At 65.4% G+C, this 16,812-nt stretch carries 18 protein-coding genes; 7 read left to right on the top strand and 11 right to left on the bottom strand.

Annotated features, from left to right (window positions below; genetic code table 11):
- The 3 genes from LB520_RS04835 to LB520_RS04825 form a co-directional block, all read right to left on the bottom strand.
- A complete protein-coding gene (locus LB520_RS04835; protein WP_140838742.1) occupies window positions 1-375 on the bottom strand; it encodes a YciI family protein in 375 nt (124 codons plus the stop codon).
- Window positions 376-470: 95 nt separating this feature from the next.
- The gene (locus LB520_RS04830) at window positions 471-1,880 is read right to left on the bottom strand and encodes an ATP-binding protein (protein ID WP_224636633.1); all 1,410 of its coding nucleotides are present in this window, start codon (window positions 1,878-1,880) and stop codon (window positions 471-473) included.
- Entirely contained in the window at window positions 1,877-2,593 is a 717-nt protein-coding gene (locus LB520_RS04825; protein WP_224524576.1) for a response regulator, read from the bottom strand. Before LB520_RS04825 ends, LB520_RS04830 begins: the two co-directional genes overlap by 4 nt.
- Before the next feature lie 246 nt (window positions 2,594-2,839).
- Here LB520_RS04825 and LB520_RS04820 point away from each other — a divergent pair, with 246 nt between their 5' ends.
- From LB520_RS04820 to clpS, 4 genes are all read left to right on the top strand, one after another.
- The gene (locus LB520_RS04820; RefSeq protein WP_095766486.1) at window positions 2,840-3,145 is read left to right on the top strand and encodes a hypothetical protein; all 306 of its coding nucleotides are present in this window, start codon (window positions 2,840-2,842) and stop codon (window positions 3,143-3,145) included.
- A gap of 36 nt (window positions 3,146-3,181) precedes the next feature.
- A complete protein-coding gene (locus LB520_RS04815; RefSeq protein ID WP_095766487.1) occupies window positions 3,182-3,457 on the top strand; it encodes a hypothetical protein in 276 nt (91 codons plus the stop codon).
- Window positions 3,458-3,609: 152 nt separating this feature from the next.
- The gene (locus tag LB520_RS04810; protein WP_224636632.1) at window positions 3,610-3,942 is read left to right on the top strand and encodes a hypothetical protein; all 333 of its coding nucleotides are present in this window, start codon (window positions 3,610-3,612) and stop codon (window positions 3,940-3,942) included.
- A 127-nt stretch (window positions 3,943-4,069) separates the two neighbouring features.
- Window positions 4,070-4,375, top strand: a complete 306-nt coding sequence (clpS, locus tag LB520_RS04805) for an ATP-dependent Clp protease adapter ClpS (RefSeq protein WP_140546186.1) — start codon at window positions 4,070-4,072, stop codon at window positions 4,373-4,375.
- Window positions 4,376-4,545: 170 nt separating this feature from the next.
- On the opposite strand, the gene LB520_RS04800 is transcribed toward clpS, so the two are convergent.
- The 4 genes from LB520_RS04800 to LB520_RS04785 are packed head-to-tail and all read right to left on the bottom strand — an operon-like array spanning window position 4,546 to window position 11,374.
- Complete coding sequence (locus tag LB520_RS04800; RefSeq protein WP_224636631.1) at window positions 4,546-6,633, bottom strand: hypothetical protein; 2,088 nt, start codon at window positions 6,631-6,633, stop codon at window positions 4,546-4,548.
- Window positions 6,634-6,636: 3 nt separating this feature from the next.
- Window positions 6,637-9,459: a DUF4159 domain-containing protein gene (locus tag LB520_RS04795; RefSeq protein WP_224636630.1), complete on the bottom strand. Its 2,823-nt coding sequence runs from the start codon at window positions 9,457-9,459 to the stop codon at window positions 6,637-6,639.
- Entirely contained in the window at window positions 9,456-10,370 is a 915-nt protein-coding gene (locus tag LB520_RS04790) for a DUF58 domain-containing protein (protein WP_224636629.1), read from the bottom strand. Before LB520_RS04790 ends, LB520_RS04795 begins: the two co-directional genes overlap by 4 nt.
- A complete protein-coding gene (locus LB520_RS04785) occupies window positions 10,370-11,374 on the bottom strand; it encodes an AAA family ATPase (RefSeq protein ID WP_095766493.1) in 1,005 nt (334 codons plus the stop codon). The genes LB520_RS04790 and LB520_RS04785 overlap by 1 nt, the downstream gene beginning before the upstream one ends.
- A gap of 154 nt (window positions 11,375-11,528) precedes the next feature.
- On the opposite strand from LB520_RS04785, the gene LB520_RS04780 reads away from it, so the two are divergent.
- From LB520_RS04780 to LB520_RS04770, 3 genes are read left to right on the top strand one after another with little or no spacing between them, the layout of a single operon-like run.
- Window positions 11,529-12,203, top strand: coding sequence for a DUF1285 domain-containing protein (locus tag LB520_RS04780; RefSeq protein WP_411969861.1), 675 nt, complete (start codon window positions 11,529-11,531; stop codon window positions 12,201-12,203).
- On the top strand, window positions 12,203-12,835 hold the full coding sequence (locus LB520_RS04775) for a CoA pyrophosphatase (protein ID WP_224636626.1): 633 nt from the start codon (window positions 12,203-12,205) through the stop codon (window positions 12,833-12,835). The genes LB520_RS04780 and LB520_RS04775 overlap by 1 nt, the downstream gene beginning before the upstream one ends.
- Complete coding sequence (locus LB520_RS04770) at window positions 12,832-14,100, top strand: CCA tRNA nucleotidyltransferase (RefSeq protein WP_224636624.1); 1,269 nt, start codon at window positions 12,832-12,834, stop codon at window positions 14,098-14,100. Before LB520_RS04775 ends, LB520_RS04770 begins: the two co-directional genes overlap by 4 nt.
- Before the next feature lie 24 nt (window positions 14,101-14,124).
- On the opposite strand, the gene LB520_RS04765 is transcribed toward LB520_RS04770, so the two are convergent.
- The 4 genes from LB520_RS04765 to LB520_RS04750 form a co-directional block, all read right to left on the bottom strand.
- Window positions 14,125-15,105, bottom strand: coding sequence for a S8/S53 family peptidase (locus tag LB520_RS04765; RefSeq protein ID WP_224636623.1), 981 nt, complete (start codon window positions 15,103-15,105; stop codon window positions 14,125-14,127).
- Between the two features lie 84 nt (window positions 15,106-15,189).
- Window positions 15,190-15,852, bottom strand: coding sequence for a hypothetical protein (locus LB520_RS04760; protein ID WP_224636622.1), 663 nt, complete (start codon window positions 15,850-15,852; stop codon window positions 15,190-15,192).
- Between the two features lie 203 nt (window positions 15,853-16,055).
- The gene (locus LB520_RS04755) at window positions 16,056-16,241 is read right to left on the bottom strand and encodes a DUF1059 domain-containing protein (RefSeq protein WP_095766497.1); all 186 of its coding nucleotides are present in this window, start codon (window positions 16,239-16,241) and stop codon (window positions 16,056-16,058) included.
- A gap of 169 nt (window positions 16,242-16,410) precedes the next feature.
- Complete coding sequence (locus tag LB520_RS04750; protein ID WP_095766498.1) at window positions 16,411-16,671, bottom strand: DUF1344 domain-containing protein; 261 nt, start codon at window positions 16,669-16,671, stop codon at window positions 16,411-16,413.
- Window positions 16,672-16,812: the final 141 nt, after the last annotated feature.

The following is a 16,812-nucleotide window of genomic DNA, read 5'->3' as shown; positions in this document are numbered from 1 at the left end:
TCAGCTTACCGTCAGCGCGGCGCCCGGTAGATAGAGCATGATCGGCCGGATCTCGTAGACGGCGGTGGGGTTGACGCGCTTGAGATCGCGCGCCGCGGCAATCGCCTCGTCCTGGGTCGCGCAGTCGAGGACATAGAGGCCGAGCAACTGCTCCTTGGTCTCGGCGAAGGGACCGTCGATCACCAAGCCGTCGCCCGGACCGCGCAGCGTCACGGCCTTGGCCGTCGCGCCGAGCCTGGCCGCGGGCCCGAGCTTGCCCTCGCGCGTCAGCCTGTCGTTGACCTCGAGCAGGTCTTTCATCAGCGCCGCATCCTCATCGGGCGACCAGGACTGCACGGTGTCTTCGACATGATAGGCAAGGACGGCGTAGAACATGGGTGGATTTCCCTCGTGACCAGGCGGGCCGCACTATCACAAGGATGGTTCGGCTGATCCAGTGGCGCCGGTGGCGGACAGAGCCCACTCCTGACTCAAGCTGCCAGCGGCAGCCGCAGCTCCGTCAACAGCCCGCCACCGGGGTAGTTGGAGAGATCGACCTCGCCGCCGGCGCCGCGCGCGATGTTGCGGGCGATAGTGAGGCCGAGGCCTAGACCGCCAGTGGTGCGGTTGCGCGATTCCTCCAGCCGCACGAAGGAGCCGAACACCGCGTCCAGCTTCGCTTGCGGGATGCCGGGGCCCTCGTCGCGGATCGAAAGCGTGATCATGTCGCCCGATCGCCGCACGCCGAGATGCGCCTTCTTGCCGTAGGTCACCGCGTTCTGGATAAGATTGGTGACGCAGCGCCGCAGCGCCACCGGCCGCGCGACGCAGATCAGGCCGCGCGACGGGACCACGCCTTCGTCGAAGGACGCGCCGTCGAAGGAGTCCGCCACCGATTCCACCAGCGACCAGAAATCGATCCGCTCGGCCTTTTCCTCTGTCACCTCGAATTTGGCGAAGTCGATGACCGAGCTGGCGATGCTTTCGATGTCGGCGAGGTCGTGCGCCAGCGCCTCGCGCGCGGGCGACCTGCGCAACAGTTCGAGGCGCAGGCGCATCCGGGTCAGCGGCGTGCGCAGATCATGCGCCAGCGCTGCCGCGAGATGCTCGCGGTCCTCGACATAATCGCGCAGCCGCATCTGCATGGCATTTATCGCCTTTGCGGCCGCGCGGATCTCGCGGCTGCCGCTCTCGGCGATCGGCGGGCTTTTCAGGTCATTGCCGATGCGCGTCACCGCCGTTTCCATCATCCGGTAGGGCGCGGTCAGCCGGCGCAGCGACCAGATCGACATGATGATGATCAAGCCGGCGATCAGTGAGTAAAGCGGCAGGCTGTCGAGGCTCAGAATCGGTCCCGCCGGCGTGATCGGTTCGGTGAAATTCAGCCACTGCCCGTCGGAAAAGCGCAGCGAGGCGGTCAGCTTATCGCTTTGCGCGAAATCCGCGGCCAAGACCAGCAGGTCGCGCTCGACCTGGCCGACATCCTTGTTCACCGCCTGCCCGTCTGGGACGTCGGCTTCCTGGGTGGCCGGATCGCGCCGCACGCGCGCGTCGGTCACGCCGAATTTCGACAGGCGGCCGACCAGGATGTCCTCAAGCTCGGCCAGCTCGTCATCGCCGGCGATCGAAGAGGTGACGGCGGGCGTGTCCGAAACCGTCAGCGCATAGGTCGAGTTGAACAGGCCGGACGCGGTCGCCTTGCGCTCTTCGGGCGTGGCGTCATGCATCAGCTGCACCAGCGAATAGCCGCGGTCGTTCAGCCGGTAGAGATCGACGACGCTGTTGGCGGCGGCGCGGTCGCGCGCCACGATGTAGAGCGTCGTCACCTGGCTGATCATGAGGCCGGCAATGACGATCAGCAGCACCCAGACTGGCAGGGTCTGCGGCAGGAAGCGTCTCATTCCGACGTGGTCTCGGGCAGGAACTGATAGCCGCCGCTGCGCACGGTCAGGATCAGTTGGGGCGTTTTCGGATCGTCTTCCATCTTGCGGCGCAAGCGGCTCACCAGGATATCGACGCTGCGGTCGAAGCTGTAGCCGGTGTCGCCGCCGGACAGCTCGATCAGCTGCTCACGGGTAAGCACACGCTGGGCGCTCTTGACGAAGGTCTGCAGCAGGTTGAACTCCGCCATCGTCAGTTCCACCCGGACGTCGTCGGGCGCCGTCAGGCGGCGGCGCGCGCAGTCCATGGTCCAGCCGGCAAAGCGGTAGATCTGCTTGATCGTGGGGCGACGCGGCTCGGCGCTGCCGTTGCGCCTCAGCACGGCGCGGATGCGGGCCAGAAGCTCGCGCGGATCGAAGGGCTTGGGCACGTAGTCGTCGGCGCCCATTTCCAGGCCCACCACGCGATCGGTCGTTTCCGTCACCGCGGTCAGCATGATGATGGGCGTGGTGTAATTGGCACGGATCTCGCGGCAAAGCTCAAGCCCGCTTTTGCCGGGCAGCATCACGTCGAGAATGATCAGGTCCACCGGCGTGCGGCGCAGGATCGCTTCCATCTCGGTGCCGTCCCCGGCCACCGTCGTTTGCAGCCCGCGCTTCTGGAAGAACTCCTGCAGCAGGTCGCGTATGCCCTTGTCGTCGTCGACGATCAGTATGTGCGCATCGGATTTCACTCGAAACCTATCATTCTCTTTGCCGGCTCTTGCTGGATATCCGTTCGAGACAACCCACACGATAGAATTCGGGCCACATCTTGGCCAGTGGCCGCGATCGCCGCGCCGGGCGGATCCTCAGAAACAATCCAGAAACAAAATTCTACAGTTGGGAAAAACTGGTGAAAAATTTCAAGGGCATAACCGGTGCCGTGGCGGTCAGGTCATCGGCTGCGACGCACGTTTCCGGAGTAACGGATAAGACCAATGCAGAGGTTCTGGATCAGCGTGATGGGTGCTTTGCTCAGCATATCGCTCATCACAGCCGCGGACGGCGCCTCCACCGCAAAGGTCGTCGCTCCGCTCACCCGGACCGAGCGCTGCACCAATCTGAGCCGTCAGGTTGACGAAGCTCTCGAAACCCATGCCGCGGCAACGCAGGTCACCGCGGCGAAAGCACTGCAAAGAAGGGGAAACCGGTTCTGCGCCAACAAAAAGCAGGCACAGGGAATCCGGATGCTCGCAAATGCTTTGAAGCTGCTTGGAGTGGCACCGATCGATCCCGTTCAGTGACACCCACCCAGACCCGCAAGAAAAGGAAATGAAGCCATGAAGAAGTCCATCCTCTCCGCCCTCGGCCTCGGTGTTGCTCTCGCCTTCGCAATGCCGGCGCTCGGCAACGCCGCCGCCACGACGACGGCTGCCCCGGCTGCTTCGACCGCGACCACCACGGCTGCTCCGGCGGATAGCACGGCTGCGAAGCCGATGAAGAAGGTCGCTGCCAAGAAGGCCTGCAAAGTGACCAAGACGCACAAGTGCCCGGTCAAGAAGAAAGCGTCGGCTGCGAAGCCCGTTGCTGCGAAGCCGGCTGCCAAGAAGCCCTGATCCAGCGCTCTGCGCCACTAGACGAAGCCGCTCCGGTCGATTTCGGCAGGGGCGGCTTGCTTGCGGCAGGGAGCCCGAAACCAGCAGGTTTCCACCGCGCTCAAGTCCTATCCTTAACCCGATCGCAATGCCGGTGCTGTAGGACAGTCCGCATGAAGAAGCGGTTTTCGTCCCTGATGCGTTCGCTGACCCTCGGCGGCCTGATCGCCACCGCGGCGGCACGATCGTTGATCATCTTTACCGCAAGCCCCGTGCCGGATCCCGCCAGCGGCACGACCGAGCCCGAGCTGTTCGCTCCGCTGATCTCTTCAAGCTTCGACTACATCACGCCGGCGCAGTCCTGGGTCCTGATCCTGCTGGCCGGTGCGACCGTGATCGGCTTTGTCGGCTGGATGTTTTTCGCCTTCGTCGAACGCGGCTCCGACATGGATGGCGGTGCAGGTTCCGGCAGATCGGGCACCGCGTTGCGCCGCCAGGGCCGTTGACCTTCGGCAATGATTCCCCACATAGGGCTGATGGTCCAGGCCGGCATTATCCGCGCGTGGAATTGGACGTATATTTGCTGCGTGACAGAATGAGAGCGAGAGAGCCCAGTTCTCGCTGGTGGATCCGATGCCCGAAACCGTCCTCAAACCCCGCACTAAGACGCAGCCGAAAACCGAGCGGCCGAAGCTCTACAAAGTCATCCTCGTCAATGACGATTTCACGCCGCGCGAGTTCGTGGTGACGGTGCTCAAGGGCGAATTCAAGCTCAGTGAGGATCAGGCGCATCGCGTCATGATCACCGCGCATACGCGCGGCGTGTGCGTCGTCGCGGTGTTTACGCGTGATATCGCCGAGACCAAGGCGACGCGGGCGACCGACGCCGGCAAGGCCAAGGGCTATCCGCTGCTGTTCACCACAGAACCGGAAGAGTAGGGGCAGGCGCTTTCCCTTCTCCCCTTGTGGGAGAAGGTGGCCGCGAAGCGGCCGGATGAGGGGTGCTCCAGGGAACGCCGACGCCTCACTCCGCTGGAACACTCCTCATCCGTCTCGGCGCTGCGCGCCGATCCACCTTCTCCCACAAGGGGAGAAGGAAGAAGGTGGCGTCACCGCCCTTCGCGATACCACATCGAGCCGATGGCGAGCAGCAGGAGGCCGAGGCCGAGGAAGCCGCCGAACAGCGGCACGCGCGACACGGCCTTGAGCGTGCTGTCGTCGGTGGTGCGCAGGCCGATCCAGTCGTCGCCCGACGCAGCCGCTGAAGTGCGGACGGGAACGATCGACGGCAGTGTCAAGCCGCCGGCGAGATTGCCGAGCGTCGACGACGGTGCCAGACGCCGCACGCTGCCGCCGGTCGCCTCGGCGGGCGCCTTCAGCCGATCCTCGGTCGAGATCACGTCGGAAAATTCCGGCGCGTTGATCGGGCCGACATGGGCAAGCGCAGTAAGGTCGCCATTGCCGATCTGGTAAAGGCCGATCTCGCCGGTCTGCAGGCTGCCGGTGAAAATGCCGGGCTCGGCTTTCTCGAGCTTCACCGCCACCGCCTTGCCGGACGGCGTGATGACCTGGGCGGGACCGGGATCATCGCTCATCGTCTGGCGGCGGATTTCGAGCATCATGCCGCGGCCGTCGGCGGTTAGCCGTTCTTCTTCCAGTTCCGGCTCCTTCATCAGCCAGTGGGCGATGCGGCGATAAAGCTGGACATGCGGCCCGCCGCCCTCGAAGCCGCGCGCCCACAGCCAGCCCTGATCGGACAGGAGCATGCCGACACGGCCCTCGCCCTTGCGAGCGAGCAGGAGCAGGGGCCGATCGTCGGCGCCTTTCATCACCACTTCGCCTTCCGGGTTCTTGACGCCGATGGTGCGGAACCAGCGGCTCCAATGCGGCGGCTCGTTTGCCGAGCCGTCGAGCCCGCGCGTCACCGGATGGCGCTGGCCGAGATCGGTCAGGCGCGGGTAGAAGGCCTTGTCCACCACCTCGCCGGTCGGCATGGCCGGCAGCGCGGCGTTGAGCGGCGTGCGGGCGATGGAGTTCTCGCCGGCATATTCGGGGCCGGCGGCAATCAGCAGCGCGCCGCCCTTTTCGACATATTCGGAGATGTAGTCGTAATAGAGGATCGGCAGCACGTCGCGGTGCTGGTAGCGGTCGAAGATGATCAGATCGAAATCCTTGATCTTCTCGACGAACAGCTCGCGCGTCGGGAAAGCGATCAGTGACAGCTCATTGATCGGCGTGCCGTCCTGTTTTTCCGGCGGGCGCAGAATCGTGAAGTGGACGAGATCGACCGACGCGTCCGATTTCAAAAGGTTGCGCCAGGTGCGCTCGCCGGCATGCGGTTCGCCGGAAACCAGGAGCACGCGAAGGTTCTCGCGGATGCCGTCGACCAGGGCAATCGCCCGGTTGTTGGCGTCGGTCAGCTCGCCGGGCTCCCGGTCGATGCCGAGCTGGACGATGTTGCGGCCGGCATTGGGTATGGTGACCGAGAGCTTCATCGGCTGGCCGACCGTGGCGTGCTCGACCGAGACCTGCTCGCCATTGACCGAGACGCGCACGTCCACCGGAGCGCCGTCGCCTTCCGTCGAGATGACGCGGTAGGTCATGTCGAGCGGCTTGCCGACGAGACCGAAGCGCGGCGCGTTCTCGAAGCGGATGCGGCGGTCCTTCTCATGCTCGTTGCCGGTGATCAGCGCATGCAGCGGCGCGTTGAACTCCGGCGCGCCGGCAGGCGCATCATGCACCTCGCCGTCGGTGATCATGACGGCACCGCCGATGCGCGACGGCGGCACGTCGCGGAAGACGCCTTCCAGCGCGCTGAACAGCCTGGTTTCGGTGCGCTCGTCGGCGGCTTCGGACTTGCCGGCCTCGACGACACGGACATCGAACTGCTTGAAGCGGGCAAGACGCTGCTGCAGGCCGGCCAGCGCCTCGTCGGTCTGCTTGGTGCGGTCGCCGATGTCCTGGCTCTGGCTGCGGTCGACGACGAGGGCGACGACGCTCTTCAGCGCCTCGCGTTCCTCGGCGAGGAAAACGGGATTGAGCAATGAAGCGGCGAGCGCGAGCAGCGCGATGAAGCGCAATGCCGAGCCGCGCTGGCGGAACCACAGGCCGACCAGCGCCAGCAAAAGCAGCGGCACGAAGAGCAGGCCGAAGAGCGGCCAGGAGAGAAGCGGTTCGAATGAGATGGACCAGTTCATGATCTACTGCCCCAGCCGTTCGAGCAGCACCGGCACATGCACCTGATCGGATTTGTAGTTGCCGGTCAGCATGTACATCATGATGTTGACGCCGGCGCGCAGCGCGTAGATGCGCTGCATCGGATCCGGCGGCACGGTCGGCAGCATCGGATCGCCGTTCTCGTCGATGGCCCAGGCGCCGGCGAAATCATTGGCGGTGATCATGATCGGGGAGACGCCGTCGCCGGTGCGCACGGGGCGGTTCTCGGTGTTGCTGGCGTCGAGCGAGGCCTCGACCCAGAGCGGGCTGCCGTTGAAGCGGCCGGGGAACTCCGGAAGGATGAAGAAGGATTTGGTCAGCACGTGGTCCGACGGCACCGGCTCCAGCGGCGGCACGTTGAGATTGCCGAGGATGTCGCGCAGCCGCTCGGTCGCCGGGCTTGCCGAGCCGGCACCGATGCCGTTCGAAAACTGGTCGCGGGTATCGAACAGAACCGTGCCGCCCTGCTGCATATAGGCGTCGATGCGGGCGATCGCCGCCTGGCTGGGCATAGGCGCCGTCGCATCGATCGGCCAATAGATCAGCGGGAAGAAGGACAGCTCGTCCTTGGCGATGTCGACGCCCGCCGGCGGCCCGGGCTCAAGCGCGGTCTTTTCGATGAGGAAACGGGTGAGGCCTTCGAGGCCGGCGCGGCTGATCGAATCGACGCCCGGCTCGCCGGTGATGACATAGGCGATGCGGGTTTTCGAAATATCCTCGATCGCCTGGGTGTCGCCGGGCTTGGAATCATCGGCGCGGGCAAGATCGGCATGGCCGAAGAGGCCGCCCAGCACGACCAGAACGGCCGCGGCGGTCGCCGCCGTGCCTGCGCGGCGCGGCCGGCGCGCCAGCAGTCCGCCCATCCAGAACACGGCCAAAGTGTCGAGCACCATCAACAGCAGCGCGATGGCGACCAGCGGCCCCTTCAGGTTCTCCGATTCATCGAAGGCATAGGGGATGGCTGTCACCGGCAGCGAAACCTGCGGACGGACCAGCGGCGTGAACGTGCTCGACGCATCGAGCAGATTATGTGCGAAGACGCCCGTCTCGGAGCCGTAAAGGCCGGGCGGATTCTCCAGCGTCACCGGCAGCGGACCGGCGCCGGGCACCAGCGGTCGGGCATCCGGCGAGGGCGGCGTCAGCATGCCGTCGGCGCTGATCATGCGGTAGGGAGCGAGCGACGCGGCGGCGGCTTCGGCATTGGCGATCGCGGCTCCCTGGTTGCGCGACAATTGCACGACGCGCCGCAGCATCTCGACGAAGCTGCCGGAGATCGGCAGGTTCGACCAGGTCGCCTCGGGCGTGACATGGAAGAGCACCAGCGTGCCCTTGTCCTTCTTCATGCCCGTCACCAGCGGCGTGCCGTCGGCAAGCGTGGCCCAGGTACGCTCGACGATGTCGGGCGTCGGCTCGGCCAGAACCTGCCGGCTCACCGTCACCTCGGAGGGCGGCGAGAGGTCGGCGAAGGGGCCGCTCTTCGGGAATTCGGTCACCGCCTGCGGCGTCGTCCACGACAGCGCGCCGCCTAGCGCGCGCTCGCCGCTGCGCAGCCTGACCGGCAAAAGGTCGTCGTCATTGCCGGCCGCGGCAAGGCGGGGGCCGGCAAAGCGAACCAGCGTGCCGCCCTTGTCGACCCAGTCGACCAGCCGCTGCTTGACCTGCGCCGGGATGGTGCCGACATCGGCCATGATGATCATCGCCGGCTTCTGGTCGAGAAGCTGCGGAATGGCATCGGCGAGATCGGCGCTCGACGGCTCGACCAGGTCGGCAAAGGGCTGCAGGGCGCGGCGGATGTAATAGAGCGGCGACAGAAGCGGCTGCGCCTGGTCGGCTTCGGCCTGCGACAGAAGGCCGACGCGGCGGCGTTTCGAGCTCTCGTCCAGCACGCGCACGGCGCCGGCTTGGTGCTCACCGTCGAGCGCGATCGAAGCGAAGTCGTTGCGCAGCTCGAAGGGAACCGCCATCGTCCCCGTGGCGGTGGCTTCGCCCGGCGCGAAGGTCAGCGTCGCATCGGCGATGCGGCGGCCCTTGTCGTCGAAGGCGCCAGCGGTGACCTGCGCCGGCGCCGGATTGCCCGGCGCGCGAATGGCGCTCAAAGCGAAACCATCGACCTGGTTGTCGGCACCAATCAGGCCGGTCACGGAAGGCCGGTCGGACGTGGCCCAGACCAGCCGTGTCGCATTCTTTTCGAGCAGCGTCCTGAAAGCGGCCTCGTCGCCTTTGGCGGCAAGCCCATCGGCTAGCACGGCAACGCTGGCGCCCGGCAGGCGCTCCAACGCTGCGGCGACGCGGGCGTAGACGGCGGGCCTGTCGGTAGGAATCGGTCGCGGCTTGGCGGCGCGCAGGTGATCGAGCGCGCCCGAAGCGTCGAAAGGGCCGATCTCGGCATTGGGCTTCTCGGCGGTGAAGGCGATCACGACCGGCACGCCGTTCGAACCGGCGTCGGCGATCAGCCGCTCGGCGGTGGCGACGCGCTTGTTCCAGTCGGCGGCGCTCGCCCAGCCATTGTCGACGACAAGCGCCAGGGCAGCACCTTCCGCCGGCAGTTTTTCGCGCGGGTTGAAGACCGGCTCGGCCAGCGCCATCACAATGAGCGCCGCCATCAGCAACCGAAGCAGCGTCAGCCACCACGGGCTTTGCTGCGGGGTTTCTTCGCGCCTCAGGACCCGTGCGAGGATTCTCAGCGGCGGAAAAACTTCCGTTTGCGGCCTGGGCGGGGTGAGCCGCAGCAGCCACCAGATCACCGGCAGGGCCAGAAGGCCCCACAGCACCATGGGCGCCCCGAACGAAAGCGGCAGCCAGCTCATGCGACCGCCCTTCCGAAATTGGTGCCGTCGGCGGTCATCGCCAGGTGGACGCGCACCAGCGCCTCGGAGGCGAGGCGGTCGGTGTGGTTGACGGTGTAGCTCCAGCCGAGACGCTTGCACCAGGCGGCCAGTTCGTCGCGGCGGGCTCGGTATAGCAGGCGATATTCCTCGGCCAGTATCTCGGCGCGGCCGGCGGTCAGCTTGTCGTCGGTCTCGGGGTCGGTGAACTCGGTGCGGCCGGCGTAGGGGAAGGTTTCTTCGGCCGGGTCGGCCACCTCGATCAGATGCGCGCGCACGCCGTGGCGGGCGAGCACGTCGAGCCAGGCCATGGTTTCCTCGACCGGATCGAGGAAATCACTGACCAGCACGATGTCGCAGAAGCGGCGGATGGCCGACAGATCGGGCTTGGCCGGAAGCGCGGCGGCGTGGCTGAGCTGGGCGGCGATCCGCTCGGCGCCGTTGCGGGCGGTGAACGGATCCGTCAGGCCCGGCCAGGCGATGCGCTCGCCGCTGCGCGACAAGAGCTCGGCCAAGGCGAGCGCCAGCACCAGCGCGCGCGATTGCTTGGAGACGCTTGCCGCGGCGGATTTGTAGAGCATGGAAGGCGAGGGGTCGGCCCAGAGCCAGACGGTGTGCGCGGCTTCCCATTCGCGGTCGCGCACATAAGTATGGTCGTCTCTCGCGGAGCGGCGCCAGTCGATGCGCGAGGAATCCCCTTCGACATAGGGCCGGAACTGCCAGAAATTCTCGCCGATGCCGCGCTTGCGACGGCCATGCCAGCCGGCGATCACCGTATTGACGATACGGCGCGCCTCGACCAACAGGTCCGGCACCAGTGAAGCCCGCAACCGGCCACGGGCGAGCGCGTCGCGCGTCGCAACCGGTGCCTGGACCTCGCCTATTCGACCCATCAGATGCCTTTTGCCAGCTTCGCCACCACGTCGCGCACGGAAGTGCCTTCGGCGCGGGCGGCGAAAGTCAGCGCCATGCGATGCTGCAGCACCGGTTCGGCCAAGGCGCGAACGTCGTCGACCGAAGGCGCCAACCTGCCATCATATAGGGCGCGGGCGCGGGCGCACAGGGTGAGCGCCTGACTGGCGCGCGGTCCCGGCCCCCAGGCGACATGCTTGTCGGTCTCGGCATTGCCCTGGCCGGGCCGGGCCGAACGCACCAGCTTGAGGATCGCCTCGACGACGCTTTCCGGCACCGGCATGCGGCGGATCAGTGTCTGGATTTCCCTCAGCCTGGCCGGCTGCAGCACATTGTCGGCCTTGGCTTCGTCGACGCCGGTGGTTTCGAGCAGGATACGGCGTTCCGCCTCAATCTCGGGATAAAGGATGTCGACCTGCATCAGAAAGCGGTCGAGCTGAGCCTCCGGCAGCGGGTAGGTGCCTTCCTGTTCCAGCGGGTTCTGCGTCGCCAGCACGTGGAAGGGCGCGGGCAGGTCGTGGCGGGCGCCGGCGATGGTGACGTGATATTCCTGCATGGCCTGCAGCAGCGCCGATTGTGTGCGCGGCGAAGCGCGGTTGATCTCGTCGGCCATCAGCAATTGCGTGAAGATCGGCCCGGAAATGAAGCGGAAGGAGCGCTTGCCGAACTCGTCCTGTTCCATCACCTCGGAACCGAGGATGTCCGACGGCATCAGGTCGGGCGTAAACTGGACGCGGCGCGAATCGAGGCCGAGCACGATGCCTAGTGTCTCGACCAGCTTGGTCTTGGCGAGGCCCGGCACGCCGACCAGCAGCGCATGACCGCCGGCCAGCAGAGCCACCAGCGTGCGCTCGACGACCGCCTCCTGGCCGAAGATCACCCTGCCGACCGCGTCGCGGATCCTGGAGATATCGGCCAGCGCCTTTTCGGCTTCCTCGATCATCGCTTTTTCGCTGATCGGGCTTTCCTTGATCATCACGCTCATGCCGTTCGATCCTTGTGGTTGGAAATGCCGGCCTGCACTCTCGATGCCGCAGAATGCCGCGATTCGGCCTCACCTGGCGCCTGTAATTGAACTTAAATCACAGACTCGGGCGGACAAGGCTGACAATCGGGACAACAGTGACTATTTCGTGACCATGGCCGAACGCAGCGAACATCGTGAACAAACGCCCGACGAACAGAGCGCTGGCGAGCACAGCTTGAGCAAACAGAGCCTGATCGGCGCCACAGAGGCGCGCGGCCTGGAGGCGCTGATCTCCCGCGCGGCCCGGGCCGGCAAGGGGCCGGCGCCGGTCGAGCGCTGGAATCCGGATTTCTGTGGCGATCTCGACATGGAGATCAAGGCTGACGGGACCTGGTTCTATCTCGGCACGCCGATCGGCCGCATGCCGCTGGTGCAGCTCTTTTCCAGCGTGTTGCGCAAGGATGACGACGGCAAGACCTATCTGGTGACGCCGGTCGAGCGGGTTGGGATCCGCGTCGTCGACGCGCCCTTCATCGCCGTCGAAATGAACGTGTCCGGGAGCGGGAACGACCAGGTTGTCACCTTCCGCACGAATGTCGGCGATGTCGTCGCCGCCGGCCCCGGCCATGCGCTGCGCTTCGTCGACGAGGACGAAACCGGCGGACTGAAACCCTATGTGCTGGTGCGCGGACGACTGGAAGCGCTGGTGGCGCGTCCGGTGATGTATGAGTTGGTCGAGCATGGCGAGGAGATCGACATCGGCGGCAAGGCGATGTTCGCCATTCGCTCGGGCGGAGAGGTCTATCCGATCATGCCGGCCGAGAAACTGAAGCGGCTGAGCGCGTGATGGACCAGGTGACGCCGGCGGCGTTTTCGGTCGCGGATTTTCGGGCGCGCGTCGCGGCGCAAGCGGCGATCGTTCCCGGCGACGAATTCGGCGATCATCGCTTCAATCCCGGCCATCCCAGGCTCAAACATATCAAGCCGCTGCGCGACGCGGCGGTGCTGATTCCCGTGGTCGACCGCGCCGAGGGCGCCATGGTGCTCCTCACCAAGCGCGCCGAGAAGCTGCGCAGCCATTCCGGCCAGGTGGCCTTTCCAGGCGGCACCATCGATGCGACCGATGCAAGCCCCGAGGCAACCGCTTTGCGCGAGACCTTCGAGGAGATCGGCCTCGAACGGGATTTCGTCGAGATCATCGGCCGCATGCCCGACTACGTCGCCGGCAGCGGCTACCGCATCGTGCCGGTGCTTGCCATCGTGCGCCAGGGTTTTTCGTTGACGCTCAATGTCGATGAGGTCGATGCGGCTTTCGAGGTGCCCCTGAGTTTCCTGATGGATCCGGCCAACCACGCGCGCGACAGCCGCATGTGGAACGAGCTCGAATGGTTCTTCTACGAGATGCCCTATGGCGGCCAGCGTATCTGGGGCGTCACCGCCGGCATCATCCGCACGCTCTATGAAAGGCTTTATGGTTGACCGCTGAGGCGTCACTCTCGGGCAGGGCCGATTGGCTGGCCGACAAGCATCTGCAGAAGCTTCTTGCCGCGCTGAAGCAGGGCGGCGAGGAAGCGCGCGTCGCCGGCGGCGCGGTGCGCAATGCGCTGATCGGCCAGCCGGTCGCCGACATCGACATCGCCGCGACCACCGTGCCCGAGGAAACGGTCCGGCGCGCGGAGGCGGCCGGTTTCAAGACGGTGCCGACAGGCATTGAGCATGGCACGATCACGGTGATCGCCGGCGGCAAGCCTTATGAGGTGACGACGCTCAGGGCCGATGTCGAGACCGACGGCCGGCGGGCAAAGGTGAGCTTCGGGCGCGATTGGAAAGCGGACGCCGAGCGGCGCGACTTCACCATCAACGCGCTCTATGCCGAAGCGGACGGCACGGTCGTCGATCTCGTCGGCGGCGTCGCCGATATAGAGGCGCGGCGGCTGCGTTTCATCGGCGACGCGGAGGCGCGCATCCGCGAGGATTATCTGCGCATCCTGCGCTTTTTCCGTTTCTTTGCCTGGTATGGCGACGGACGGCCGGACGCGGAAGGGCTGAAGGCCTGTGCCAGGCTGAAGGACGGACTTGCCCGGCTTTCGGCCGAACGCGTCTGGTCCGAGCTGAAGAAGCTGCTGTCGGCTCCAGATCCCTCGCGCGCGCTCTTATGGATGCGCCAGGCAGGCGTGCTCACCGCCGTGCTGCCGGAAAGCGAGAAGTGGGGCATCGACGCCATCCATGGCCTGGTCAAAACTGGAAAAGATCTCGGCTGGGCCGCCGATCCTGTGCTGAGGCTGGAGGCGATCGTCCCGCCCGATGCCGTGCGCATGAAGACGCTTGGCGAGCGGCTGCGATTGTCGAACGACGAGGCCGGCCGCCTGCGGCATTGGGCACTGACCATCGCGCCGGATGCCAAGGCGACGGAGACCGAGCTGGCCAAGAAACTCTATTACGGCGACCGCAACGGCTATATCGACCGCATTCGGCTGGCGCTTGCCGCCGCGCGGACACGCGCAGTCGAGGACAATCAGGCGATGATGGAAGCCGGCGGCTTTTCACGCCTGCTCAATTTCACGCTGAAATGGGAAAAGCCGGTGTTTCCGATAAAAGGCGCCGACCTGACCGCGCTTGGCGCGTCGCCAGGACCGAAGCTCGGCGCCACGCTGAAGAACCTCGAGAAGGAATGGGTCGAGTCCGGCTTCACCCTGGAACGCGGCGCGCTGGTGGAACGCGCCGCGCAGGCGCTGGAGAGCTAGACGGGCCGGAACGGCCGGTGCCTGTCAGTGTATGGCCACAGGAGCGAGAGCGCGCGAGAGACTTGCTTCGCCCTTGCCGTAGACGGACGGGTCGTAATTGGCCAGCGTGTCGGTGCGGGCCGTATTGAGCAGGTCGTTGGTGATCTGGACGGGCGTCGCCTTGGTGAACTTGCTGCCGATGATCGCAGCATAGCCGGAGATGATCGGCGCGGCAAAAGACGTTCCGTAGAGCCCGGTCTTGTCACCCTCGACGCCGACCACCAGGAAGTGGCTCTGCACAGCCTGGTCGGAGCCGGCATAATTGGAATACCAGGCGAGCTGGGCCTTGTTGGCTGTGGTTCCGTTCGTCGACAGCGCGCCGACGAAGATCGCGGTCGGTTTGCCGATCAAAGCAAGGTCGAGATAGTCCTGCTGGCCACCAGTGACCCCGCCAACAGCGACCGCGTCGTTGCCGGCCGCCTTCGAAACGATGGCCGAACCCTTAGTGGCGTAGGAGATGATCGAGGACTCCTCTGGAGCCCACCAGATCTGGTTCGCGCTGTAGCCCGCGGTTGTATACATGCCGTAGCTCAGGTTCAGCACATTAAGGCCGCGTGGCAGCGAAACGGCCGTGCCGGTCGAGAAATCCTTGGAGCGGATGGTCGCGGCGGGAGCAATCATGCTTGCTTCCTCGCGCGTCCATTCGCCGTGTCGCTGGGTCTGCACGCCGATCCCGAAATTGCCGGAAAAGCGCGAGGTGCTGCTGAAGTCGTCGACCATCGTGATGGTGACGCCCTTGCCCTTGTAGCCGGCGGCCCATGCCGCGCCGACGTCGGGGCTCATCCAGTTCTGTACCGTTTGCGTCGTGCGCGCGACCGGTATCTTTGCGCTCACGCAGATGGAGCCGCCGCCATGGCAGAGCGCCGCCGTCTCGTCCGCGCCGAGGCCCTCCTGCGCCGAGGCAATGGGGGCCGAAAGGATGGCAAGGGCGGCAAGGAGGCCGAATTTCAGGTGACCAGCAGACATGTTCCAACTCCAGCCAACAAGAACCAGGACGGGCGATCGCGCGTTTCGGGACGAGATGGACTTTTCATTCGCGGCTCCCGGCGATCAGAAAGTGAGACGATAATTCAGCCAAAGATGCATGCTCTCGGGCTTGGCGCTAACCAGATATTTCAGGGTTTCCTGCGGCGCCATCTCACCGGCCGCGAGCCGGCAATTGACACTGTAGGAGCCCAGATCCCCGTAGTCGGCCAGGCAAGGTTTCTCGGTGAGGTTTCCGCCGATGATCGACGTTACGGACAGCGACAGGGTGCTGTTCGGATTCGGATGCGTCTGGGTGAGGAAACCGAGCTTCAGGCTGGGCCCGATGCTGTATTTGTCGCCTTGTTCGCCGGTCCCGAACCCCCAAAGGATGCCGGTGTTTTCGGTAACCTGGGTGAGCAGGTCGACATGCATGTCTACCCAGTTCGTGTGGTACCATTGGTTGAACGAGACCCAGCTTCCATTCTGCAGCTCATAGCCGCCACCGCCGAGGCCTCGGGCACGGTCGCTCAGCGGCGACCCCTGATGCATGCCGATCAGCGAGGTGGTCATCATTTCCTGGGCGGCCGCGGGAGACGCGCCGAGACATGCGCACAGCAGCAGCGCCGCCTCGCACGATGTGCTCCTCTTGCCGGATCGTTCGCGCATGCGCGAAACACCTCGCCCCACCGATCCGGTCAGCGCCTTGGGTGGCGGCGAGTTTCTCGGCCAGCCCTGCAGCCGGATCATTTGCCCGACGGTGGCACGAATTCCGTTACCGCAAACTTAAATGAGATGACTCGAATATAAGTATCTGTTTGAAATGCCTGGCCGGTCCGGACCTTCCGGGATCGACTCAGGCAAATTGGTTCGCAACTCGCGATGGAACATGCTCAGGCCCTGAGCCGTCCTGATTTCGCTGCCGGTCGATCTGTTCGAAGGTGAGAAGTCCCTCAGGCCGCGTCGCGAACCTTCTGGATGCGGGAGCGTATCGCCTCGATCATCGTCTCGCGGATGACGGTCTCGCCATGCGTCTCGCGCATGTGCTCGACGGCACGGCGCATCACCTCGGCTTCTTCCTCGGCGCGCGTATGCCAGTCGCAGCCGGGGACAAGCGACCCGCATTGGAATTCCTTCATGGGACTTTCCTTTCCTCGTTCTGCTGGAAAACCATAACACATGCGACCGGTTTCGGTTGCATCGCAGCCCGCGGCAGACTGCTTTTCTCTCCAAAAAAGGAAGGCGGAGCAGTGCTGCCCCGCCTTCCTTGCCGCCTGAGAACTCGATCTGCCTTTGACGGGCAGGCCTTCACTTCATGATCTTGACGGCCTCGGCAATCTTGTTCTTGCCGCTCATGTCCCAGGAGACGCGAACCTTCTCGCCGGCCTGGATGCCGGGATCCTTGAAGGCCTTGGACAGCTTGAAAGTGGATCCGTCGTCCAGAACAAGGCTCATGGCCGTTCCGTCAAAGCTCTTGACGGTGCCGGTGGTGTGCTTGACCGCTGCGAACGCGGCGCCGCCGGAGGCGAGAAGGGCGGCGGTAGCTGCGGTCACGATAAGCTTGCGCATGGCGTGCTCTCCTGGAATGCGGGTGCCCGATTCGGCGAGGCACCTCTCGTGATCAGGGTCGTCAAGTCGCGCCGGCTCACGGCCGGAGGGAGACGAGATGATCTCGCTTCGACCGCCGGCGCTTCCCGACCCGGCGATCTT

The organism is Mesorhizobium sp. CA12 (assembly GCF_020165255.1).
GTDB lineage: Bacteria > Pseudomonadota > Alphaproteobacteria > Rhizobiales > Rhizobiaceae > Mesorhizobium.
Note: the sequence above shows the minus strand (reverse complement) of the source record. Positions and strands in the feature narration are given on the sequence as shown.